This window comes from Clostridium sp. FP2 (assembly GCF_011065955.2).
GTDB lineage: Bacteria > Bacillota > Clostridia > Clostridiales > Clostridiaceae > Clostridium_AD > Clostridium_AD tagluense.
Genome location: NZ_JAAMNI020000004.1, coordinates 114,635 through 137,956, shown reverse-complemented (window position 1 = coordinate 137,956; position 23,322 = coordinate 114,635). Strand labels below are relative to the sequence as shown.

At 30.7% G+C, this 23,322-nt stretch carries 18 protein-coding genes and 1 pseudogene; 16 read left to right on the top strand and 3 right to left on the bottom strand.

Annotated elements, in window-relative coordinates:
• Positions 1 to 433: 433 nt before the first annotated feature.
• From G9F71_RS27095 to G9F71_RS27035, 14 genes and pseudogenes are all read left to right on the top strand, one after another.
• A complete protein-coding gene (locus tag G9F71_RS27095) occupies positions 434 to 592 on the top strand; it encodes a hypothetical protein (protein WP_164951986.1) in 159 nt (52 codons plus the stop codon).
• A 357-nt stretch (positions 593 to 949) separates the two neighbouring features.
• Complete coding sequence (locus tag G9F71_RS27090; protein WP_164951987.1) at positions 950 to 1,339, top strand: hypothetical protein; 390 nt, start codon at positions 950 to 952, stop codon at positions 1,337 to 1,339.
• 478 nt (positions 1,340 to 1,817) lie between these two features.
• Complete coding sequence (locus G9F71_RS27085) at positions 1,818 to 1,997, top strand: hypothetical protein (protein WP_164951988.1); 180 nt, start codon at positions 1,818 to 1,820, stop codon at positions 1,995 to 1,997.
• 255 nt (positions 1,998 to 2,252) lie between these two features.
• Positions 2,253 to 2,816, top strand: coding sequence for a recombinase family protein (locus G9F71_RS27080; protein ID WP_164952541.1), 564 nt, complete (start codon positions 2,253 to 2,255; stop codon positions 2,814 to 2,816).
• Positions 2,817 to 2,859: 43 nt separating this feature from the next.
• On the top strand, positions 2,860 to 5,841 hold the full coding sequence (locus G9F71_RS27075; RefSeq protein ID WP_224626940.1) for a Tn3 family transposase: 2,982 nt from the start codon (positions 2,860 to 2,862) through the stop codon (positions 5,839 to 5,841).
• A 180-nt stretch (positions 5,842 to 6,021) separates the two neighbouring features.
• Entirely contained in the window at positions 6,022 to 7,464 is a 1,443-nt protein-coding gene (locus G9F71_RS27070; protein WP_224626904.1) for an IS4 family transposase, read from the top strand.
• 802 nt (positions 7,465 to 8,266) lie between these two features.
• A complete protein-coding gene (locus G9F71_RS27065) occupies positions 8,267 to 8,935 on the top strand; it encodes a response regulator transcription factor (protein WP_164952444.1) in 669 nt (222 codons plus the stop codon).
• A gap of 2 nt (positions 8,936 to 8,937) precedes the next feature.
• On the top strand, positions 8,938 to 10,674 hold the full coding sequence (locus tag G9F71_RS27060) for a sensor histidine kinase (RefSeq protein ID WP_164952443.1): 1,737 nt from the start codon (positions 8,938 to 8,940) through the stop codon (positions 10,672 to 10,674).
• A gap of 174 nt (positions 10,675 to 10,848) precedes the next feature.
• Positions 10,849 to 11,454 carry a GDSL-type esterase/lipase family protein gene (locus tag G9F71_RS27055; protein ID WP_164952442.1) on the top strand — a complete coding sequence of 202 codons (606 nt, stop codon included), beginning with the start codon at positions 10,849 to 10,851 and terminating at the stop codon, positions 11,452 to 11,454.
• 12 nt (positions 11,455 to 11,466) lie between these two features.
• Positions 11,467 to 12,864, top strand: a complete 1,398-nt coding sequence (locus G9F71_RS27050; protein WP_164952441.1) for an MBOAT family O-acyltransferase — start codon at positions 11,467 to 11,469, stop codon at positions 12,862 to 12,864.
• Between the two features lie 14 nt (positions 12,865 to 12,878).
• Positions 12,879 to 13,166 (top strand): DHHW family protein, encoded by a 288-nt coding sequence (locus tag G9F71_RS27045; protein WP_164952440.1) that lies wholly within the window; start codon positions 12,879 to 12,881, stop codon positions 13,164 to 13,166.
• 150 nt (positions 13,167 to 13,316) lie between these two features.
• On the top strand, positions 13,317 to 14,018 hold the full coding sequence (locus tag G9F71_RS27040) for an N-acetylmuramoyl-L-alanine amidase (protein WP_164952439.1): 702 nt from the start codon (positions 13,317 to 13,319) through the stop codon (positions 14,016 to 14,018).
• Between the two features lie 18 nt (positions 14,019 to 14,036).
• A pseudogene (locus G9F71_RS27845) lies at positions 14,037 to 14,138 on the top strand (polysaccharide deacetylase); the annotation flags it as partial.
• Between the two features lie 2,187 nt (positions 14,139 to 16,325).
• Positions 16,326 to 16,733, top strand: coding sequence for a hypothetical protein (locus tag G9F71_RS27035; RefSeq protein WP_164952438.1), 408 nt, complete (start codon positions 16,326 to 16,328; stop codon positions 16,731 to 16,733).
• Between the two features lie 2,246 nt (positions 16,734 to 18,979).
• Here the strand turns inward: G9F71_RS27035 and G9F71_RS27030 are convergent.
• Both G9F71_RS27030 and G9F71_RS27025 read right to left on the bottom strand, forming a co-directional pair.
• Positions 18,980 to 19,354 (bottom strand): hypothetical protein, encoded by a 375-nt coding sequence (locus tag G9F71_RS27030; protein ID WP_164952437.1) that lies wholly within the window; start codon positions 19,352 to 19,354, stop codon positions 18,980 to 18,982.
• Positions 19,347 to 20,099, bottom strand: coding sequence for a ParA family protein (locus G9F71_RS27025; protein ID WP_164952436.1), 753 nt, complete (start codon positions 20,097 to 20,099; stop codon positions 19,347 to 19,349). The genes G9F71_RS27030 and G9F71_RS27025 overlap by 8 nt, the downstream gene beginning before the upstream one ends.
• A gap of 947 nt (positions 20,100 to 21,046) precedes the next feature.
• Here G9F71_RS27025 and G9F71_RS27020 point away from each other — a divergent pair.
• Positions 21,047 to 21,700 (top strand): pentapeptide repeat-containing protein, encoded by a 654-nt coding sequence (locus tag G9F71_RS27020; protein ID WP_164952435.1) that lies wholly within the window; start codon positions 21,047 to 21,049, stop codon positions 21,698 to 21,700.
• Positions 21,701 to 21,929: 229 nt separating this feature from the next.
• Positions 21,930 to 22,166, top strand: a complete 237-nt coding sequence (locus G9F71_RS27015) for a DUF2164 domain-containing protein (protein ID WP_164952434.1) — start codon at positions 21,930 to 21,932, stop codon at positions 22,164 to 22,166.
• 474 nt (positions 22,167 to 22,640) lie between these two features.
• Here the strand turns inward: G9F71_RS27015 and G9F71_RS27010 are convergent, their stop codons facing one another.
• A complete protein-coding gene (locus tag G9F71_RS27010; RefSeq protein ID WP_164952433.1) occupies positions 22,641 to 22,943 on the bottom strand; it encodes a hypothetical protein in 303 nt (100 codons plus the stop codon).
• Positions 22,944 to 23,322 lie beyond the last annotated feature (379 nt).

Genomic DNA, 23,322 nt, shown 5'->3' with positions numbered 1-23,322 from the left:
TGTCCTGAACCTTTACCCATTCCTTTTCCTTCTCCTTGTCCAAATCCTACACCATTCATCTTACCTATAGAAGCGCTACCTGTTCCATCACAATTTGCCTGATTAGTTTTAATAGAATTATAAATTTCATCTGCTTTAGCCTGAGTTAATTTACCATCCCTTACCCTTTGATGGGGTACAGGTAGTAATGGAACAGAAAACGGCTATAAGCATGTAAAAAAATGGATTTAAAATTTTAATACCTGTTTATCAGCAATCTTAAGAAAAAAAGAATTAATGATGAATGTGGTTAAATCATAACCTGCAAAGATTTACTTACCCTAAATATATGGTAATATTTGTAAATATGTATTATAATAATTATTGTATTACATAATTAAATTCCCTATCTATAAGTTTATTTTATGTAGCACAAATATTATGAGGTGATATTATGACAAGAGGCAGAAAGAAAATTGAAAACTCTAAAAGTGAATTGATCCATATAAGAATAAGTGAGGAATTATCCAAATCCTTAGAGAGCTTCAAAAATGCTAACAACATAACTAAAAGTGAAGCCGTAAGACTTCTCCTAGACAATGTTCTTAAATAATAAAAAACCACAGCTACTCCTATAGTTTTACATCTCTATTGAAATCAAAATAAGTAAATCTACTCCACCTAGGCATACGGCAACCATTCATGTAAAAACGGGCCACTTCCCATTTTATGTAATAATTTAAGCTTTTCTTATTGAATTATAATTAATGCTCTTTGTGGGGTAGCATACGCAAAAATGATATTTCGTACGTTAAGGAAATTTAAACCCCATAAATGTAAATACTTTACTCGTTAAGTAACAGTAATAATAGTATAATTAAATAAATGTTTTGTGTCGCAACAGTAGAATATGGCGAAGTAACCAATTTCATTTAAGAAGCAGAATGGTTCTAACAAAGGAGATAATAATATGTCAATTACTATTAAACGAAATACTGGATGGCAGGGCACAGGCTCAAAAATCCAAATAAAAGTAAACGGAGAAAAGGCATACAGTGTCATGGAAAATAATAGTGTAGACATTGAACTTCCTGAGGGTAAAGCTCACATAAAAGTCACACAATTTGGAATAAAGAGCAATGAAATAGTAGTTAAAGAAGGAGATATAATACGAATAACATCAACAAGATTGACTAGAATGAGTTTTCCTTTAATATTGATTATACAGGTTTTAACAATTTTAATTCCTAATTTAAAATATAGACTAACTATATTTTTAACTTTATGCGCATTGATTATTATTAGTATATTCTTGTTTAATGGATTTCATCTTAGTGTTTATGACAAAGAAAATCGATAATAATATTTTCAAAAATTAACGAAAACAGAAAACTAAGTAGTTCGTCTTCTGAATAGGTTTGGATTCAGATGTTGAGCCGATAAAAACTATCACCATAAGTATATACTTAAATGATGATAGTCACTAAAGTTGCTCAATTTCTGAAACAAGCTAAAGAACGATGCCGCGTTTCCACTGCTATGGAGATTCAATCTTTTCCCTCTTTCTGAAATTTGCTTTAACACTAAGAGTATTAACTTTAATTTTCACAAATGCATCTTAAATCCTTCTAAGTCTTGATTATTTTCTAAAAATAGACGTAATTTCCCCCTTATGCTACCCCTTTGTAAAATTCGGTCTAGATAATAGTAATATATCGTACATAATGGTATTATTTACTTATAAGTTGATTTGTAATTGTATGTAGTCGATGTATAAGTAAGTAAAATCAATCTGTGTAGCACACGATACACGAGAGAGATAAAGGGGAGATACTTTAATGAAAACTATAGGTGAAGCATTTGTATACACTATCTGTGTAGTTATAGTTCTTTGCGTATTATTGTCATGTTGCAATGGAAATGAAATTTTTATTGCTTTATTTATATTTGGTATAGGTATTATTTTCACAATATTTCTTTGTACATTACTAATTGTTAGAGCAATTAAAAACAAATAATATTAATGTGAAATGATTAATTCATAATTTTCATATATTATTCATCAACAAGGGTGTATGCTCTTGTTTTATTTTTTTGTTAAAGAGCCATAAACGACCGTTTATGGGAGGGGGTATTTATTTTAATAGTAAAACCAATTAATGCGCAGTTAAGCAGTACCATAACATAGGACTATAATCAAAGTAACAATATATACATCATAAAACCTTTATGGTACTATTTTATAGCTATAAAATTAAAGGAGGTTACAAAATATGCTATTAGGTTATGCAAGAGTTAGCACAGAAGATCAGAGTTTAAATAGGCAACTGGATCAATTAAAGGAGTTTGGATGTGCAAAAATTTTCAAAGAAAAGATTTCAGGTACTAAAATTAATAGAATGCAGCTTGAAAAAATGATTGAGCAATTACGTGAAGGAGATATTATTGTTATAACTGAATTAGCGAGATTAAGTAGAAGTACAAAGGACCTATTCAGATTAATAGATACTATTGAAAAGAAAGGTGCCAACATAAAATCTATTAAGGAGAATTGGGTTGATACAACTACGCCACAAGGGAAATTTATGTTTACTATATTTGCAGGAATAAGTCAATTTGAAAGAGACCTTATATCACAAAGAACTAAAGAAGGCCTTGTCGCTGCTAGAGCTAGAGGAAAAAAAGGTGGCCGTCCTAAGATTTATACAACTGCGAAAATAGATTTAGCTATAAAAATGTATAATTCAAAAGATTATAGTCTTTCTGAAATAACAGCTTTAACTGGTATCAGTAAAACATCATTATATAGATTTATTGCAAGCAGATCTAATACTTAATACATATTAATTTTAATTTTAGGTTGTACGAGGAGGTTTAATTTTGACTAATATTACAGAAACAGCATACCCTAAAATAAGAAGCTATATAACAGAAGAAGAATTATATAGAATTTACACGCCATCAGATGAAGAACTACGGTTAGCACAAGAAAATACAAAGGGCGATTTATCAAAAATATGTTTTTTAGTAACACTTAAATGTTTTCAAAGGTTAGGATATTTTATTAGTATTACAGATGTTCCTAAAAGCATCATAGAGCATATTACTAATCATTGTAATGCAATTTTCAATAACAGTATTTTAAAAAATTATGATAAATCAAGCTCTAAAAAACGACACTTAATTATCATTAGAGATTATTTAAAAATAACAGCCTATGGAGAAGAAACCCGCATAATTGTAATAGACGTGGCAACGGAAGCAGCAAAAACAAAAGATAATGATGCTGATATTATAAATATAGTTATTGAAGAACTTATTAGACAACGATATGAGCTACCAGCATTCAGTACATTGGAAAGGATTGCGAAAAGCACAAGACATAGTGTATATAATTCTTATTATAAGTATATTTATGAAAATTTATCTGTTGAAACTATAGAAAGTATTAATAACCTTTTTAATATCGAAAGCAATAATACATATTCACCATGGAGTTTATTAAAAGAAGAACCAGGAAAGCCATCCCATAAAAATTTAAAAGAAATAATTCTTCATTATCACATGCTAAAGGCATTTAAAATAAATGAAACTATACTTTCATCCATTCCAAATATAAAAATTAAGCACTTTGCAGAAGAAGGGAAGACTTTAAATGCAGCACAAATGAAAAAATTAGAAACATATAAAAGATATACATTAGCTGTATGTTTTCTAAAACAAAATATATCAAGTATGCTTGATGATCTTGGTGAAATGTTTATAAAACTTGTAAAGAGTAGTCAAAACAAAGCAAAAGAAAAACTCGATGAATATAAATTAGCTAATTCTAAAGTCGCAGATGATTTAATATCAACACTAAAAAATTTCTTAACAGCATATAAAAGTCCAGGAACAAGTGAAGAAAGGATTTGCGCTATAGGAACTATTTTAGAAGATAATAATATTGGAGAAATTATTGAAAAATGTGATAACCATAATGCTCATTCAGGTAATAACTATTATCATTTTTATTGGAAGTGCTTAAAAGGTAATAGGTCTATACTATTTAAGCTTTTAGATTCTATCGAATTATATTCAACTACTCAAAATAAATCCATAGAAGTTGCAATAGAAACTATAAAAAAATATAGGTGTTCAAATAAACTTGAATATATAGAGTTACATGAGGAGCAGCTAGATTTATCCTGGGTAAATGATCAGTGGTGGAAATTACTAACTGGATATACAAATAGAAAGGATTACCCTGAAAAGATAGAACGTAGAAATTTTGAAACTTGTGTATTATATGAGATAATGTGCGAGCTAAAATCAGGAGATTTATGTATAAAAGATAGTGATGTATACTCCGATTATAGAGAACAGTTAATATCTTGGGAAGAATATCATGCAAATATATCTTTATTTGGAGAACAAGTTAATATTCCTGTTGAAGGAAGATCTTTTGTTGAATTTGCTAAAAATAAACTAGAACAGATATCTCTTAATGCAGATAAGGCTTTTCCGGATAATGAATACTTGAGAATTGAAAAAGATGTACCTATTCTTTCAAGGCTTAAAAAGAAGAAACAACCTGAAAATTTAAGGTTAATTGAATCTTTATTAGCAGAAAAATTGCAACCAGTAAATATCCTTGATATTTTATCAGATACTGAACAATGGCTTAATTGGACAAAGCCTTTTGGACCTATTTCAGGATTTGATTCTAAGCTAGAAAACCCTATAGAACGTTATATAATCACAAGTTTTTGCTATGGATGTAATCTTGGTCCAACTCAAACATCAAGATCATTAGAGGACTTAAATAGAAAGCAAGTAGCTTGGATAAATCAAAGGCATATAACAGAAGAAAAACTAGATAAAGCCATTAATAGAGTAATAAATGCTTACAATTGTTTTTCATTGCCTAAATATTGGGGAACTGGTGAAAGAGCATCCGCAGATGGCACCAAATGGGATTTATATGAAAAAAACCTTATATCTGAATATCATATTCGTTATGGTGGGTATGGCGGAATAGGGTATTACCATGTATCCGATTTATACATAGCTTTATTTAGTAGTTTTATTCCTTGTGGAGTTTGGGAAGGCGTTTATATATTAGATGAAAATATTAAAAATGAGTCCGACATACAGCCTGATACATATCACGCTGATACACAAGGTCAAAACACAACAATATTTGGACTTTCATCCTTGCTTGGAATAAAATTAATGCCAAGAATAAGGAATTGGAAAGATCTAACCTTTTTTAAAGCTGATAAGACTTGCACCTATGAGCATATAGAAAGCATTTTTTCAGATGAAATTGATTGGAAGCTTATAGAAACATATTTGCCTGATATGTTAAGAGTAGCTCTTTCAATAAAAACGGGTAAAATAACCCCTTCAACAATTTTAAAAAGATTATCTAATTATAGCAAGAAGAATAAGCTGTATCAAGCTTTTAAGGAACTTGGAAGAGTTGAAAGAACATGCTTTTTATTACAATACATATCTGATATAAATATTAGAAGAACAATACAAGAGTCAACTAATAAAAGTGAAGCATTTAATGGATTTATTAAGTGGTTGTTTTTTGGTGGTGAGGGTGTTATCAGTGAGAATGACAGATCAGAACAAAGAAAAGTAATTAAATATAATCATTTAGTTGCTAATTGTGTTATATTTTACAACGTATATAATATATCTATGGCTATTGAAAAACTTATAAAAGAAGGGCATAAAATAGATAGTACCATGTTATCACTTCTGTCTCCATATATAAATCAACATATTAATAGATTTGGTAGGTATAGTTTAGATAAAGAAAGAGCTGCACCCGAATTGAATTTTAATATTGATTTACTAAAAGAGGCTTAATAACTATAGATTTATAGGGGCCATTTTACAATATTTTCAATGTGGCCCTATTTTACATGAATGGTTGCCGTACCCCATAGCCATCAAGCTAAGAAAATTCTATAAAAATAAAGCCCCCCATTTGTAAAAATGTTATTATTTGAAAGATAATAAAAACACAGCAATGGGGGTAATTTACAAATGATAGAAGAAAACTTAAAATTGGATAAAGATATAAAACTTTTTGCAGCTGAACTTAAAAGTTGTTTTTCAAAAGAGGAGCTTGAAGCAATAGCAAGAGAAACAGGTTTTGTGAAAAGAAAAGGTAAAATTCGCGCATGGGAATTCGTTTGCTTATGCTGCTTTATGGATGCAGAGGTTGCGAATAATACACTTGTTACCTTATGTACAAAACTTAGTGCCAAAATAGGAATAGTTATTTCTAATCAAGCATTAGATCAACGTTTAAATGAAAAATGCGTGGAATTTTTAAAGAAAATTTTTGAGAATCTGTTGCGCCAAACAATAACAAATAATACTTGTATACCAAGTGTATGGGATGAACATTTCAAACGAATAAGAATACTTGATTCTACTGCTTTTCAAGTACCGGAAAGCTATAAAGATATTTACCCTGGATCTGGTGGCTGTTCTCAAGCTTCAGGTGTAAAAATACAACTAGAATATGAATTGAAATCTGGAAATCTTCTTAATATACAAGTAGGAGCTGGCTCTGGAAGCGACAATACTTTTGGGAGCAAAATAAGAGATACTATCAAAGCTGGGGATCTTATTTTAAGAGATCTTGGATATTTCAACTTTGAAGATTTTTTGGATATAGAAGATAGAGTAGCTTTTTACATATCAAGACTCAAACCTAATATAGCAGTATATATAGACAATGAGGATATAGAGTACTATAAGAATGGCGCCCCCAAAAAATCAAGCCTTTTTAAAAGAATCTATATTTCTGACATAATGAAACAGATGGCAGAGGGGGAACGTTATGAAATTAAGGATGTCTATGTAGGTAAGGAAAAGACACTAAAAACAAGGCTTATTTTATATAAACTAACAAATGATCAATTGAAAAAAAGAACAGAAAAATCTGTGAAGAACGCTAAGAAAAAGGGTATAGAAAAAAGTGATAATACTATTGAATTATTAGGGATATCTATTTATATAACCAATATTACAGAAGAAGTTTTAAGTGCAAAACAGGTTCATGAGTTTTACAGCCTAAGATGGCAGATCGAAATAGTTTTTAAAACATGGAAATCCATATTTAGTATACAGGTTGTAAAGTTAGTTAAAATAGAACGGTTTCAATGTCAACTTTATGGAAAACTTATTTTGCTACTCATAAGCTCTGCTGTAATGTTTAAAATGAGGACTTTAGCTTTAGAAAATAAAGGGCTTGAAGCCAGTGAAATTAAGACTTGTGAAATAGTTCATGAATATATTGATGGGATATACTCTGAGCTTATCAAATTCCCTAATAAAATTTTAAATACTTTAAAATTAATATTTGAAAATGTAGTTAAGAATGGTCTGAAATCTCATAAAAAGGATAAGAAAACTGTTTTTGATATTCTCGGAGTTTGTTATAAACTAACATCAACACAGGCTAAAGTTGCAGCATAAAACAACTTAATAAAGTTGTAAAATTTCCACTATATACGTGGTTTTTTTTGGTGTACCCTAAAATTCTTTGAATACTAATGTACACTTAAAATTTACCATTGAAACTCATTAAAAGAAAAATAATTGATAACATCTATCATTTAATAATGACTTACTAATGTTCAATAGGGCTTAGCTTGATGGCTATGTTGCCGTACCCCTATATAAGTAAGATGGTGGAAAGATTAAATTCTTTAAGGAAATTTTTAGATAGGTAGCAATGGGAATTACGTATATAACGATAATGTTAATAAATTCGATGATATAACTTCATATGATATTTAGATAATGAAATAAGCTGATAGAGCTGTGCCATGAGCATAATTACATCTTTATTATATTGAGGAGAGTGTCCATGTAATTGTATGGTCTGTAATAGACGTGACCTGAAATACCTGTGTCTTTGGTAATGCTATGTTTAATAAAGCATGTAAATTTGACCAGAGCGGTAGTGTGACTAAAGATTAGAAAAAATAGACTAAGTTGTTGTTTTTTATGGTTGTTACAAATTAAGTCAGTGTTGTAAAAAATAATATATTGACATAGATCCAATATTGAGAGTAATTAATTTAGCTATCAATTAATTCACTGATAAATGAATATGTTTCCACAAACCACATACGTTGAGAGCATAGTACGATTATAAAGGCAGAGCCCTTAATTTTTATAATATTTATTTTGCTTTATTAATTTTGAAGTTATAATAAGACTAGATGTGTAATGCAAAAGATTTTACTTGTAAGGACACAAATGGAGGTATGGGATGAATAAAATATTGGTTGTTGAAGATGAAGATATTTTACGTGAAGTGATAATGGACTATCTAATCGAGGATGGATATCAGGTATTAGAGGCCGAAGATGGAGAAAAAGCTTTAGAGCTATTTCAATCAAATTCTGTTGATTTAGTTATACTAGACATTGTTCTGCCGAAGATTGACGGCTGGTCAGTATGCCGTAGAATACGGAAAAATTCCAGTATACCTATAATCATTTTGACTGCACGTTCAGATGAGGATGATTCTCTTCTTGGATATGAGTTGGGAGCGGATGATTATCTTATCAAGCCATATAGTCCCCTGGTTCTAATGGCAAAAGTAAAACGATTTCTTGAAAAATACCCATGTACTATGGATGGAATGCTGACGTCAGCCGGTGGTATTGTTATAAATATGGGGTCAAGACTTGTTTCTGTTGATGGTAATACAATTAATTTGACTCATACAGAATTTGAGATTCTAGCTTACTTAATGCAAAATAGAGGAATTGTAATTACTAGAGAACAATTAATAGCTAAAATATGGGGTTATGATTTTTATGGTGATGAAAAGACAATGAACAGCCATATCAGAAACCTGCGTGCTAAGCTGGGCAGTAAAGGTAGCTGCATTGTTACGGTTATCCGTTCGGGATATAAATTCGAAGAGGAGTAGCTATGAAAAAAAGTATTGTTTTTAAATGGTTTGTGCTAACAGCTCTATTATTCTCTACGATGTTTTTATTCATTGGAATCACGCAAAATTACTTTTTTAAGAAATATTATATTAATAAGAAATCGGATACTCTCAAAATGTATATAAAGGAGTACTCAGATATAGTAGCGAAAAAAGGAGCGGAAGCAGCATCTGGTGAAATATATAAGAATAAGCAAATCTGGATTACAAAATTGGATGAATATGGACGTATCTGCGATGTGAAAAATTATTATCTCGAAGTGAAATTGAAAAATGAATCCCAGGGTACTTTGCAGATACCAATGTACTCCTTTGAAGGAGAATTTTCTTCCAATGTACTCGCTTCATTAAAGGTCGGAGAGGAGGTGGTTATTGATACAGTTAATATAGCGGATGAAAGGATACCTTATCAGATACAGAATGATTCAACGGGAGTCGTAAATTTAAACCTTGCAAACAAGCTGAATGGTCCTAATGCTGATAAAGCTTATAGTCACCTTGTAACTGGCATTTTGAGGGGAAAGATAACGAAGACTTCATTTCCGGAACGAGAGTCGGATATTGCGTTTCCCTACCATGAACTTTATTTTTTCGAACAGATAAAAGAATTTCAAGCCGGTTTGCTAGCTAATAATGCGAAACCTCTTCAGGGTACAGAAGAACTTAGTGCAACGGAGAATTTTTCAGAATATAAGATAATCATTAAACCGGTTATTGAAAATGGGGTAACGGGATATATTTTTGCTATGACCTCTCTTCAGCCGGTAGATGAAGCAATATCGGTTATACAGCAATTCTATCCTTACTTTTTTGGATTTACCTTTCTGTGTGTTATATTCTTGGCGTTTGTTTTTTCTAAGTGGCTGGCGAAACCCTTGATATCCATCAACCAGATTACAGAGAAAATAGCAAACATGGATTTTACGGAAAAACTGCCGGTGCGTTCGGCCGATGAAATTGGTCAGTTATCCCAAAATATTAATTATCTGTCGAATCAGATGGAAGTATATATTGGTCAGCTTAAACAGGATCTCGATAAAGAGAAAAAATTAGAAACTATACGAAAGAAATTTATTGCAGGTGTATCTCATGAGCTGAAAACGCCTCTTGCTGTTATGAAAAGTTGTCTATCTATTTTTAAAGACGGAATTGCAGCTGAAAAAAGGGAACATTACTTACAGGCTATGGACGACGAAATACAACGGATGGACTTGCTAGTTGTAAACATGTTGGATCTAGCTAAGTTTGAATCTGGTACCTATAAGCCTGAAATAGCTCCTTTTGAAATAGATAAAGTAATTATCGAAGTATGCAAGTCCCTGGCTGAGCAAATACAGGAGAAAAATATCTCTCTTATATTAAGACTTTGCCCTCAAATTGTAGTGGGGCATAAATGGCTAATCAGTCGCGTTATTACTAATTTTCTCAGTAATGCAATCCGGCATACGGAGAATGGATATGCAATCGTAATTACTACAAGATGCAATGGAGAGACAGCAGAAATCAGCATAGAAAATCAGGGGAACCAGATATTAGAGGAAGACAGGAAAAAGATATGGGACCAATTCTACCGTGTGGAGGCACGGACATCCAAAGCAGGTACGGGTCTTGGACTTTCCATATCCAAGGGAATACTGGAGCTTCATCATGCAATTTATGGTGTAGAAAATACGAAAGATGGCGTCCGTTTTTTCTTTTCTCTACCGGTCCAATCATAAGCAATGAATAATTTAATATTTGCCAGCAAAACAAAAGCTATGAAGGATACTTCATGGCTTTTGTTTTGCAAAAAATTAGAAAGAAATAAATATCTGAACTTTATCTCATCTGCATCTGTTCTGCATTTTACTATTGTAATATAAGTTTATCAAATAAAGAAAAGAGGTATTTTCATGAAAAAATTAATTATTAGTTTCCTTATGGGTATTCTTTTGATAGGTATGACTGCCTGCGGGAATACAAATGCTGCAAAAGATGTTACAGCTAAGTCTAAGAACAATGTATTTATCGGAGATTCCGTTACCGAAGGTTTTGTCATCAATGAAATTCTTCCTAAAGAAAGTGTAATAGCTGGGGCAGGAGCCACAGCCGGGTTTACGTATAATGAAATTGATGGCTTGACTAAAAAGAAACCGGACAACGTATTTATTATGTTGGGATCGGATGACATGCTCTGGCCGAAGGGTGATCCTAAGGTACTATTTAAAAATGATTTAACAAAACTAATCAACAAGATAAAAAAAGAGGTGCCCAACTCAAAAATATATCTCCAGTCCATAACATCTGTAACAAAGGAGGCATTAAAACGAGAACCCCGCTATAAAAACATAGATGAATATAACGAGCTTTTAAAGGAGTTGGCTGGCAAGTTATCAGTTAATTATATAGACATAGGAGCATTGGCAAAGGAAACACCCGATTTATTTGCGGAAGATGGTGTTCACTTCAAGAAAGAATTTTATCAGTTGTGGTTGAAGAAACTTTCTAAATTATTATAGTGGAGGGACCATATGATATTCAGTAGTCTGTTTTTTACATTTGTTTTTTTGCCTATCACAGTAATTCTATATTATTCCTTAGGAAAGCACTTTAGGAATATTGTCCTGCTGACTGCAAGCCTGTTTTTTTATGCATGGGGAGAACCTATCTATGTGTTATTGATGTGCGGTTCCATAACGATTAATTACTGTCTAGGCACTCTCTTAGGTAGATCTGATACCAGTAGCCGAAAAAGGAAGCTTTTTTTAATAATAAGCCTGGTGCTCAATTTAGGCTGTCTCGCTTATTTTAAATACATCAGCATGATCATAAGTACAATAGGTAGTTGGAATTTGAATGTAGGAATACCGGAGCTTCCCTTAGGAATTTCGTTTTACACCTTTCATGCACTATCTTATGTGATTGATGTATACAGGGGGAAAATAAAGCCGCAGAAAAGTCTGATTCTTTTTGCTCTTTATATTACTATGTTCTCGCAGTTGGTTGCCGGACCAATTGTGAAGTATATAGACATTGAACCACAGTTAGCTTACAGGAGCATGAACTTCAAAAAATTCAACTCCGGGATGCAACGCTTTCTGTGTGGTCTTGCGAAAAAGATGCTTCTTGCAAATAATATAGGACTACTATGGTCTGAGGTAAAAGCCATGCCAGGTACAGAAGTTTCAGTGCTCATGGCATGGGCCGGGATTATTGCCTTTACATTACAGATTTATTTCGATTTCAGCGGGTATTCAGATATGGCTATCGGATTGGGAAAAATGTTTGGATTTCGTTTCAAGGAAAACTTCCAGTATCCATATATTTCGCAAAGTATTTCGGAATTTTGGCGCAGGTGGCATATCTCCTTAGGATCATGGTTTAAGGAATATGTATATATTTCTCTTGGTGGAAACCGTGTCGGCAAGTGGAAACTGATACGGAACATGTTCATTGTATGGTTTCTCACTGGGCTCTGGCATGGTGCAAGTTGGAATTTTGTTTTATGGGGGCTTTATTTTGGAGCTTTAATATTAATAGAAAAATTGTTTTTGCAGAAAAGCATGACGAGATGGCCAAAGGCTGTCCGTCATATATACTTATTGCTGTTTGTTGTTATAGGTTGGGTGCTTTTTGAATTTACCAACCTGACGGATATGTTCGGTTTTCTGCGGATCATGTCTGGAGTGGGAGGCAACGCGCTTATTAATAACCAAGTACTTGTGAAGCTAAAAGCCTATGCCATCTTATATATTGTTTGTATCATTGCGGCTTCACCTTGGCCGAAGGAACTGGCGTTAGTATTTAAAAGAAGTCATTACAATATTTATAAATTAGCAGTAACCGTGTATTATTGTGTACTAATGTTTTTTTCAACGGCATATATGGTTAGTTCAACCTACAACCCATTTATATATTTCCGATTTTGACCAGGAGGATTGATATGAGAATAAGTAACAAAAAAAAACCTGCTATTATACAGAATATCGTGTGTATGTTGCCGCTTTTATTTATACTTGCAATTTTTATATTGCAGCTTGCTCTACCGGCTAAAACCTATTCAAGAGAGGAGAGGCGTTACTTAGCACAATGGCCTGCTTTTCATATTGAAAAAGTATTAAATGGCAGTTATGAGACTAAGGTTGAATCATATTTTTCTGATCAGTTCCCTTCTCGAAACTTTTGGGTTCATATTCAGAAAGGCTCCAATCAAATTTTATTTAAAAGGTAATTTTTATTACATTGCTGTGAATAGTAACATTAGCAACGATTGATCAATATGAGAGAAAAATGCTACAACTACAAGATCCTTCTGATACATATCAAATACGTCAGATAAACGATGAAGTTCGAAGACAATGTAGAAAGAGGGTAAAAGTCCATGAAAAAAAAGTTATTTAAAGTAAGTATGAAAGTACTCTTTGTACTTTTATTAATCCTGGGATTGATATTTATTAGTAATCCGGGAAAAAAAAGAGCGAATGCTAATTCACAGAGTGATACTTCAAATTTTACAGTTTGTATTGATGCAGGCCATGGAGGATATGATGTCGGTGCCAAAAACTCATCAAATATTTTTGAAAAGGATGTAACATTAGAAATTGCTCTAAAAGCAGGTTCGCTTTTAGAAAAGGATGGAATTAAGGTGTTATATACAAGAACTACTGATAAAGTGTCCTGGCCATCAGATAATAAGCTAGATCTTAGAGCAAGAGTTAAAGTATCAAATGAATCCAAAGCAGATATATTTGTATCTATACATTGTAATAGTTCTACTGACCCCAGTTATCATGGAGTAGAAACATGGTGTAGGTTTCATTATACTGATGGTGAAAGACTTGCTAAAAGTATCCAAAAGGAACTTGGTAATAGTAATTACTCCGTCGATAGAGGGTTAAAATATGAATCTAATGGATCATTGGCCGTACTAAAGCTTAATAATTCTGTTTCTGCATTAATTGAAGTAGGCTTTTTAAGTAATTCCTCAGATGCTAATTTTATGACATCTAAAAGTGGACAATCTGTATGTGCTAATAGTATAGTAAAAGGAATTTTAGATTATAAGTCATCAGTTAAAAAGTAATTAGTTTTCGCACGAAAATTAATGCATGATACATATGGTAAAGAAGAAACTGCTAAAGCACTGCCTCAAATAATAGAGTATTTAAAAGGGAAAGGATATGAATTTAGAACTATATCATAGCGAGTGAACAATTGCTTTTGCTTTTGCTTTGGACAAGTTTACTGACTGCTAATTACATTAAATTAGTAACGTTTATGTGCAGTATACAATATTTGAAACGACAATAAGATGTAGTGAGTAAGATTGTCCAAAGCTTCCTTCCAAGCGAAGCGAGGCTTCAAAGACCCTCAGAGACCTTCTACCTGGGTTTGGGGTGGAGCATCCCATTTCCAATTAGTTAGCTGTAGACTAGACTTTTACCTGAGGAACGAAGGTTAAAGGATAGGCTATAGCTTCCTTAGAAACAATCGATTATAAAGCCACATCATGGAATTATCCACGTTGTGTTCCTATTAATACATGTAGTCGGCTCTACCAATTTTATAATGGGTTATAATGTAAATATGGATTAGTTCCAAATAAAACCCTCACTATATCCTAGCTATTTTATAATTATTTTAAATGATAGAATAACAAATATTTATAAAATAAGAATTCTCTAACGCAGTCATACCAATAAAAACAATACTATGTTTTTATTTTAAAAAAGTGTATACTGTAAATAAACATTAAACTAGTTGGAGGGATTTCGAATGAAATTAACAGCAAAATTTTTATTAATTTTTGCTGTAATTATGATTTTAACGTTGTTTTTGCCTACAATTGTAAAATAGTAATTATAGCCATTCCATAAAGAGTGTAAAAACTCTTTATAGAATGGCTTTTTATAACAAGCATTTATAAAATATACATTATTATAATTTGCCTATTCTACCTTTCGGGGGGCATGAAGAACATAGCTGTGCCTTACTGAAAACTCAGGCCCTTATATTGTCAAATTTAATATATATCGTAAGGTTTTCTGATTTTATGACTTGAATTTTTTTGTATCATAGTATCATTTTATCTAAACTGAATTTTGTAAAACAACTTAATTTAAAAAAGTTTCTATAATGTCAATTGTAGGAACTTATCTTAAAAATAGTTTACAAATAGACCTAAAATACCCACTTTAATGCTTTAAATACATCTAAGTTCTAGTTTCTAAATGAAATTCTCAACTTTCCTATTGCTTCTGGTTACAGCTATATTCTTCATACCCCAAATAAATATAAAATGCATTAAACTAAATATAATTTATTTCAAATAAATATATAATAATATAAAATATAGCATATATAACAAATTTTTGATTCCCTATATATTTATGCATTGAATACTGATATAATTAAGTTTGTTATAACAAAATGAAAGGAGTAGCTATGAATATATTTAATATATTTATGGCCATACTTAAATTGATTTTCCATCTCAGCCATAAGTTTGGCAATATTTTAGATAATTTTTCCGTAACAATTTTAATAACTGAAGGAAAAGTTAGTTATCTAATTATATTTAAAGGATAAAAATTAAAATAATTATGGTCCAATGATTGGTTGTCTAGCCATGTATAGCTCGTCTATCATGTCTAGCTTCCATAGGACATTTAAAATAAATATAAAATAGCTACAAAAAATCTAAGTATAATAGATATACTTAGATTTTTTTATTCTTTCTCTTAAATCTTCATTAATACTCATATATGAAATCTTTTCAATAAAGAAGAAATCCTATCTCTAAGCTTTCCTTATAATCTTTGTCTAGGCCCTTCTCTAGAATTTCAATGCCTTGAATAACTTATTAGCAATCTTACCATTTAACTTATTCTTAGATCTTCTCACATTTATAAAAAAAGAAGGTATTAACAACCTCTTATAATTCATATTCATAGACCACTGTATTTTAGCGTTTGAAAAATATATAAATTAAATTTATGAGCGTTCACCTATGAAAAACCATGGTTTCGGATGTTTTAAATTGTAAATTGTTATATTGTGTGAAGTAGTTGTAATTTTCTGTTCCCTTACTACAGAGACCCATGACTGCTGATAATACTAAATAGAAAGATGAATGCTCAGGTACTTTAATAGATTATTTTACTTCTGGACAGTTAGTAAGATTGTCCAAAGCGTCATTGACCCTAGAGGGATAAATTTATTCCTTATACTACCGCATTCCATATAGGGCAAAAATCGCGCCCTATACTCCATTTGGTTTTATTAGTGCTCATGCCAACAGTAATATATTGATTATGCTAACGATACCCTAAGCATAATGTTTTATGATATTATCATTATAAAAAATATTATATTTGAAAGGACTAAAATTATGGAGAATAAAAAGCAAAATTGGCACCCTATCACTATGCTACCTATGTTTGCTACAATGATATCCGGTCAACTAGAAGAAGCTAAAAATCAATATGAAAATCTATTACAAGCACGATCTAAACCATATGTTTTGAATGATGAAATAGTAGAAAGAGTTATTAAGGTATTTAGCGAACAATTAGATTTCATATGTTTATATGAGAATCAAATATCTAAATGGCATGATGAAGAACCCTTAACAACTAAACTTGAATCAGATCTTGCTAAATCTCAAATGCAGCTCCAAGAGCTTAGAACAGTTATACCTAATATTTTAGCTCTAGCGGATGAACTTAAAAATGGAACTATCGAAAAAGTAATGGGCAAAAGTGATTTCGAGCTCGGAATGGAATTTTTCAAGAAGTAATTTCAATACGCTTAAAATACATATAATTCTCAGCCTTAGAAACGAGTCAGGGCACTACCTAACCATGTACCACTTGTGGTGAACCCTTTAGAACATTTCTCATACTAAAGCTCGCGTTTTCATTAAAATAGCGAATTAAAAATTTAAGCACTGGCCAAAAACTTATTAAAGCTATTTTATGAGAAAACCGTCAGCTGGCTTAAGGAAACCTCTACACTTAAGACAGCCACTACACCATCTTTATTTCTGAGGAAAGAAAAGGTTGTACTATCAAATTTACGTATACTAGATATACAATCAAATTTAACATTTAATAATTATTTAAAATTAAATCTAAAATAATTATTAAATATATCTGCAAAAATTATTGAGGTTTTAAAAAAAATCTTATTAAGAAGAAGAAAACAAGTCCTAAGGCAATGCCTCAGGACTTGTTACCCCTGGGGGTAGGGGGAATATTTGCTTTTGCTTTGGACAAGTTTACTGACTACTGATAAGACTAAATAGAAAGATAAATGCTCAGGTACTTTAATAAAATGTTTTAATTTAGGGCAGTGAGTAAGATTGCCCAAAGCTTCCTTCCAAGCGAAGCGAGGCTTCAAAGACCCTCAGAGACCTACTTCCTGGGTTTGGGGCGGAGCATCCCATTTCCAATTAGTTAGCTGCAGACTAGACTTTTACCTGAGGAACGAAGGTTAAAGGATAGGCTATAGCTTCCTTTTAGGATATGTCTGAAGTATATAAGATGTACTTCAGATTCACAGAAACAATCGATTAAAAAGTCACATCATGAAATTATCCACGATGTATTCCTATTAATACATGTAGTCGGCTGTACCAGTTTTATAATGGTTTATAATGTAAATATGGATTAGTTCCAAATAAAACCCTCAATATATCCTAGCTATTTTATAATTATTTTGAATAATAGAATAACAAACATTTATAAAATAAAAACCCCCTAACGCAGTCATACCAATAAAAACAATATTATGTTTTTATTTTGAAAAAGTGTATACTGTAAATAAACATTAAACTAGTTGGGGGGATTTCGAATGAAACTAACAGCAAAATTTTTATTAATTTTTGCTGTAATTATGATCTACACGTTGTTTTTTCCTACAATGGTAAAATAGTAATTATAGCCATTCCATAAAGAGTGTAAAAACTCTTTATAGAATGGCTTTTTATAAGAAACAATTATAAAATACAAACTTAATTAATATCTGTATTAAAAACATTTATTAAATAAAATCTAATTTCAAATGATAATTTATAAAACTTATATTAGGGACCACTTGTGGTGAAAACTTTAGAACATTTTCCATACTAAAGCTCGTGTTTTCATTAAAATAGCAAATCTAAAATTTAAGCATTGGCCAAAAACTTATTAAAAGCTATTTTATGAGAAAACCGTTAGCTGGTTCAGGAAACATATACACTTAAGACAACCACTAAACCATCTTTATATCCCAAATTGCTTGTACTATGAAAAAACGGTATGCGAACTATAGAAGTAAGGTAAGCATATAATAATTTTTTAAAACTAACTCTAAATTAAAATATAACTAATAGCAAATTATCTGTAAAAATCATTGAATTTTTTTAAAATATGAAAAAAAACAACTCCATGAGAAGTAAAATCATTTCCTTGCTTTGGACAAGTTTACTGACTGCTGCTAAGACCAAATAGAAATATGAATGTTGAGTTACTTCAATAGATTATTTTACTGGTAGGCAGTGAGTAAGATTGTCCAAAGCTTCCTTTTGGAATCGGAGCAGTGAAAGAGCTTGTCCATATCAGGTTTTCGTATGAAGCATGAAGGAGAAAATTTGATATGGACTAGCCTTTGACTGCGACTGATTCTATTGACTCCCCTGGTGAATATATTCTTGGTTTTGAACTCTTCTTAGGCAATTTTTCTTCTTAAATTACATTGATTATTTTGTTTAAAGCATTGATTTATATGAGTTGTTAAGCATTTGGTTAAATTTAACTAAATGCTTAACAACCTCCAAAATACTCGATAAAATGTTGAGGTTTTAATAATAGCATGTGAAAGACAAAAACAACTCCTCCGGAAGCAACCTAGTACTTGTTACCTCTAGGGGAAGGGAGAGTATTGGGTTTGCTTTGGACAAATTTACTGACTGTTGCTAAAACTAAATAGAAAGATGAATGTTGTAGCACCTAAATAGATTAATTCACTTCTAGGCAGTGAGTAAAATTATCTAAAGGGTCCTTTTTATTCTTCAACCACTTGGATCATATTTAAAGCAGAATCAAGCAATTCTCTTAAAATTTCATTTTTTCCTTTACCAGTCATTTTAGCTAATGTTTCAAGTTTTTTATCCTGGCTTTCCCTTACATAATAAGTTGCTCTAATTAGTTTATCTTCTTCATTTTTTTTCTTTGCAATGGTTATTACGCCTTGCCTTTCAGTATTTACACTTTTGTTTACATCTTTGTTTACATCTTTGTTTTCAATATTAGAAACATTTGTGTCACTAGAGCTTATGACACTTGTTTTAGTATTGCTATTTTGTTCTGATTGTTTCTTTTTTTTAAACATTTCTATTTTCAATTTATCAAAATTATTTTGTTCTTTTGGATTAGCCAATTTCTTTCACCAACCTCTCTAAAACTTTAAAAAATTGCGTTGCAGCTTCCTGATCATACTCGAAAACAGTTTTACCTAGTTTTCCAGCTTCCGTAATTTTTACTCTTCTATGAATCGGCTCTGTTACAATATCTCTATCGGAGAAAAATTCTTTTAAAAAATCAAGATTTTCTTTTGCATCCTTTGTTCTTTGATCAAACATATTGGGAATTACAAGAGCAATCATATTAGGATCTAACCTTAAATCACTAAGATATTCATAGATGTTACCTATGGCTCTTACAGATGCGGCTTCAACTTGAACTGGCATAATTATATGGTCTACATAGCATAATACAGCATCATTAACCTTTGTTCGTTGTGGACCACAATCTATAATTACATAATCATATCCAAGCTTTTCAAGCCCCTGAAGCTTTTCATTTAGGTATAAGTCAATTCTAGCTTCTCTATGAAATTCTGCATTTATCTCTTCTATATGTTTGTTTGGCAACAGATCAAGACCTTCGCGAGCATTAATAATACAATCTTCAATCTTTGCCGGATTTCTTCTATCAATAAGATCATAGAACGTCTTATTATAATCTTTTTCATTCTTTCCTAAAAACAAAGAAGAATCATTTTGACCGTCTAAATCTATAAGTAAGACTTTAAAATCTAATTTTGAAAGTCCGTGTGCTAACTGAACAGATACGGTGCTTTTACCTACGCCACCCTTATTATTAAGAACTGCAATTTTTTTCATTTAGTTCTTCCTCTCTTTCCTATATAAATTTATATTACTCTTTTAAATAGTAGGATATCATATAACAACGAGCATTTACAACTTTATCTACAAAATTAATTACACTTAGTTAAACATTAATGTTTACATATTTGTAAACATTAATGTTTATAAGGGATATGTAGAACATATATATCAAATATGTTGTTATTTAATAAAAATATGAAATAAGATAATTAACGTTAATTATTAAATTAGAAACATAGCGAACATTAATGTATCTGAAAAAAGTATTGAATTTTTAAGATAGTGGTATGTTGAAGACAAAAACACTTCCTGCGGCAAAGCCGCAGGAAGTGTTACCCCTGGGGGAAGGGGGAATTATTTTTTTTGCTTTGGACAAGTTTACTGACTGCTGCTAATACTAAAAAAAGATGCATGTTACGGTACCTTAATAGATTATTTTACTTAAATGCAGTGAGTAAGATTGTCCAAAGCTTCCTTTTGGACCAGGAGCAGTTAAAGAGCTTGTGCCACATCAGATTTTCGCATGAAGTATGAAGGAGAAAATCTGATGTGGACTAGCCTTTGACTGCGACGTCTTAGCATTATAATTATCGATTTATAATACATTGAACGTAACAAGTCAATACGTTAAGTTACATTCAAACTGAAATTTTCAAGGAATAGGCAATAGCCTCAAAGTGAAAGTAGCACAATTGCATTTATGTTACTTTCAACGTACTTAACATAATGTTATTTAATACCACAAACTAGATTTCACTAAAACATCGTGTCTACAATATTATACTAACACCATACAGTTAGAGAAATACTTAAAGTCAAGTTAAATATTTTATAATTAATATGATTTAATAGTGATACGGGTAGAGCAATACCTTAAGTCAAGTCTAAATATTTTATAATTAATATGTTAGAATTAATAGTAAAAAAGGAGGTAAGTATATATGGAAGACAAGAAAATAAAAACAAAAGTACTAAGACCACAATTTGATAGCGCATTAGATATCGTAGATTTATCTAACGAATATATTGAAGATGAAAGCATATTCTCTTTTGGAACAGTTAGTGATTGTTCTTTAGAAAATCGTGAGGCAGACAGAGTGAATTTTAAGCAACTAATATTTAAAAAAGTCATTTTTAATAAAATAATTTTTAGACGTATAGAAATGGTGGATGTGAGATTTGAAAATTGTGATTTGTCAAATGTAGATTTTAATGAGGCTACATTACATAGGGTAGAATTTGTAAATTGCAAAATCATTGGCATTAATTTAACTGAATCCAGCCTTAGAGATGTAATTTTTGATAATTGTAATGGTGAATTTTCTTTTTTCAGTTATTCTAATTGTAAGCAAGTTGCATTTCTCAAATGTCAGTTACGTTCTTCAGATTTTCAAAACTCAAAATTTTTAAAGGTTGAATTTCAGGAGTCTAATCTACTTCAGGCTCAAATGAATTTCACAAATCTTAAAAAAATAGATTTTACTAGTTGTAATATCGAAAGTATAGGAGCAAATATTGCTGATTTTGAGGGTGCAAGAGTTACTACTATGCAAGCAATTTCCATTTCTGCTATACTGGGTCTCATTATTGAATAAAAGTAATTAACTGTATATATCACAATAGTAATTACGTTACATTGAAAAATACAGTAGACTTATTAATTTCTATCTATGTTTTTGATACAGTATTGTATTTTAGATTTGTTAACTATGAATTAAACATTTCATTGAACATGAGATAACTGTGATAAAAACAGAAGTATGGTGGTATGATTTACTCAGAAGTAACCGAAAAAATAATATTAATGTTGGATGGAGGTACACTATGATAAATAAAAATAAAATAAAATTAACTAAAGAGAAAAAGGAAGAAATGATTTCTCAAATAAAGGACCATTTTTTTTACGAAAGGGACGGAGAATTCAATGATTTATCTTCAAATCGGCTATTAAATTTTATAATAGAAGAAATAGCACCAGAATTTTATAATCAAGGAGTTTATGATTCTTATACATATATGAATGTCAGAATTGACGATTTATTATCAATTCAAAAATATTAACGTATATTTGAACCCCAATATTTTTATTAATATCTCTTAAATTTGAAGTTATTATTTTCTAAAATTAAAAACTCCATTCAAGATAATTAAACATGTTGTTTTTGTATTATTATTCGTGGCAATTTAGAAGGTAGGTTTTGAAAATAGAGCATATTTACAATGTTAAGGAATGACCAATAGACTCAAAGTGAAAGTAACTCAATTAGTATTGTGTTACTTTCAGAAATATCAATATATACTTAAAGCAAGAAACCCTATACCATTGGATATAGGGTTTCTTACTACAAAATATAAGAATACTATTGGTAGTAAACCTTTTTTACATTTAAAAATTGCACCAACTTATTTTAAATGTAAATCGGATTAGGAATATTGTGACGGGGAATGATATAAGCTATAATTAAGTTAAAAATAGAAGCTCCTACACTTTTTAATGTAGAAGTTTTTGTAAATAAATAAGTATTTCGACGATACTTATTTATCATCCTTATCTTTTGGGGATATATGTTTTTTTCTCATGAAGGATAATTTAATAACAAGTAGATTTATAGTTATTACTAAAGATTCTTCAAAATCATTTATATAAACAGGGCCAACTAACGCCAGTTCTTTTTTGTCAGGGAATGGCGTTAACACCTTTTGGGGAATTGGTACTTCTACCTGAATATGTTTTTCCTTTATCTTTACTATAACAAGCCTGATCCAATCCCGAAAATAAGAAACTATTACTGCTTTTAATAAAGCAGACAGACTAACGTTTTTTACTGTTTTATTCAAAAAACTAATTGTTTTATATAACATGTTTATACCTCTCTTTAATCATATTTTTTATTATAATATACAGATCCTAAAGATTTTATAAGAGCTAACTTGTCGTACTATTATCAATATTTTTTACCCCGAATTGTAAAACAAAATATCCACCTCCATTTAACATAAAAATTTCTCCTTGCATTTTTTTGCCCGTACCATAATTTTCTTAAATTTATACGAAATTTATGTTAATATCCCTCGGCAACTATATATATCAATAAATACTTAAATATATAAAAAAATCCTAAAAAATTTTTTTTTCATTTCTTACCTAATAAATAGCTTAATGTTCAATTAATATAACAACATTTAAAGCTTATTTTTCACTTATACATTGACAGTA

Bases quoted from the DNA above. Each gene is read 5' to 3' on its own strand.
- G9F71_RS27065 (WP_164952444.1), top strand. From the start codon at position 8,267: ATGAATAAAATATTGGTTGTTGAAGATGAAGATATTTTACGTGAAGTG.
- G9F71_RS27060 (WP_164952443.1), top strand. From the start codon at position 8,938: ATGAAAAAAAGTATTGTTTTTAAATGGTTTGTGCTAACAGCTCTATTA.
- G9F71_RS27035 (WP_164952438.1), top strand. From the start codon at position 16,326: ATGGAGAATAAAAAGCAAAATTGGCACCCTATCACTATGCTACCTATG.
- G9F71_RS27020 (WP_164952435.1), top strand. From the start codon at position 21,047: ATGGAAGACAAGAAAATAAAAACAAAAGTACTAAGACCACAATTTGAT.
- G9F71_RS27045 (WP_164952440.1), top strand. From the start codon at position 12,879: ATGAGAATAAGTAACAAAAAAAAACCTGCTATTATACAGAATATCGTG.
- G9F71_RS27070 (WP_224626904.1), top strand. From the start codon at position 6,022: ATGATAGAAGAAAACTTAAAATTGGATAAAGATATAAAACTTTTTGCA.
- G9F71_RS27040 (WP_164952439.1), top strand. From the start codon at position 13,317: ATGAAAAAAAAGTTATTTAAAGTAAGTATGAAAGTACTCTTTGTACTT.
- G9F71_RS27025 (WP_164952436.1), bottom strand. From the start codon at position 20,099: ATGAAAAAAATTGCAGTTCTTAATAATAAGGGTGGCGTAGGTAAAAGC.
- G9F71_RS27050 (WP_164952441.1), top strand. From the start codon at position 11,467: ATGATATTCAGTAGTCTGTTTTTTACATTTGTTTTTTTGCCTATCACA.
- G9F71_RS27080 (WP_164952541.1), top strand. From the start codon at position 2,253: ATGCTATTAGGTTATGCAAGAGTTAGCACAGAAGATCAGAGTTTAAAT.
- G9F71_RS27015 (WP_164952434.1), top strand. From the start codon at position 21,930: ATGATAAATAAAAATAAAATAAAATTAACTAAAGAGAAAAAGGAAGAA.
- G9F71_RS27055 (WP_164952442.1), top strand. From the start codon at position 10,849: ATGAAAAAATTAATTATTAGTTTCCTTATGGGTATTCTTTTGATAGGT.
- G9F71_RS27095 (WP_164951986.1), top strand. From the start codon at position 434: ATGACAAGAGGCAGAAAGAAAATTGAAAACTCTAAAAGTGAATTGATC.
- G9F71_RS27090 (WP_164951987.1), top strand. From the start codon at position 950: ATGTCAATTACTATTAAACGAAATACTGGATGGCAGGGCACAGGCTCA.
- G9F71_RS27085 (WP_164951988.1), top strand. From the start codon at position 1,818: ATGAAAACTATAGGTGAAGCATTTGTATACACTATCTGTGTAGTTATA.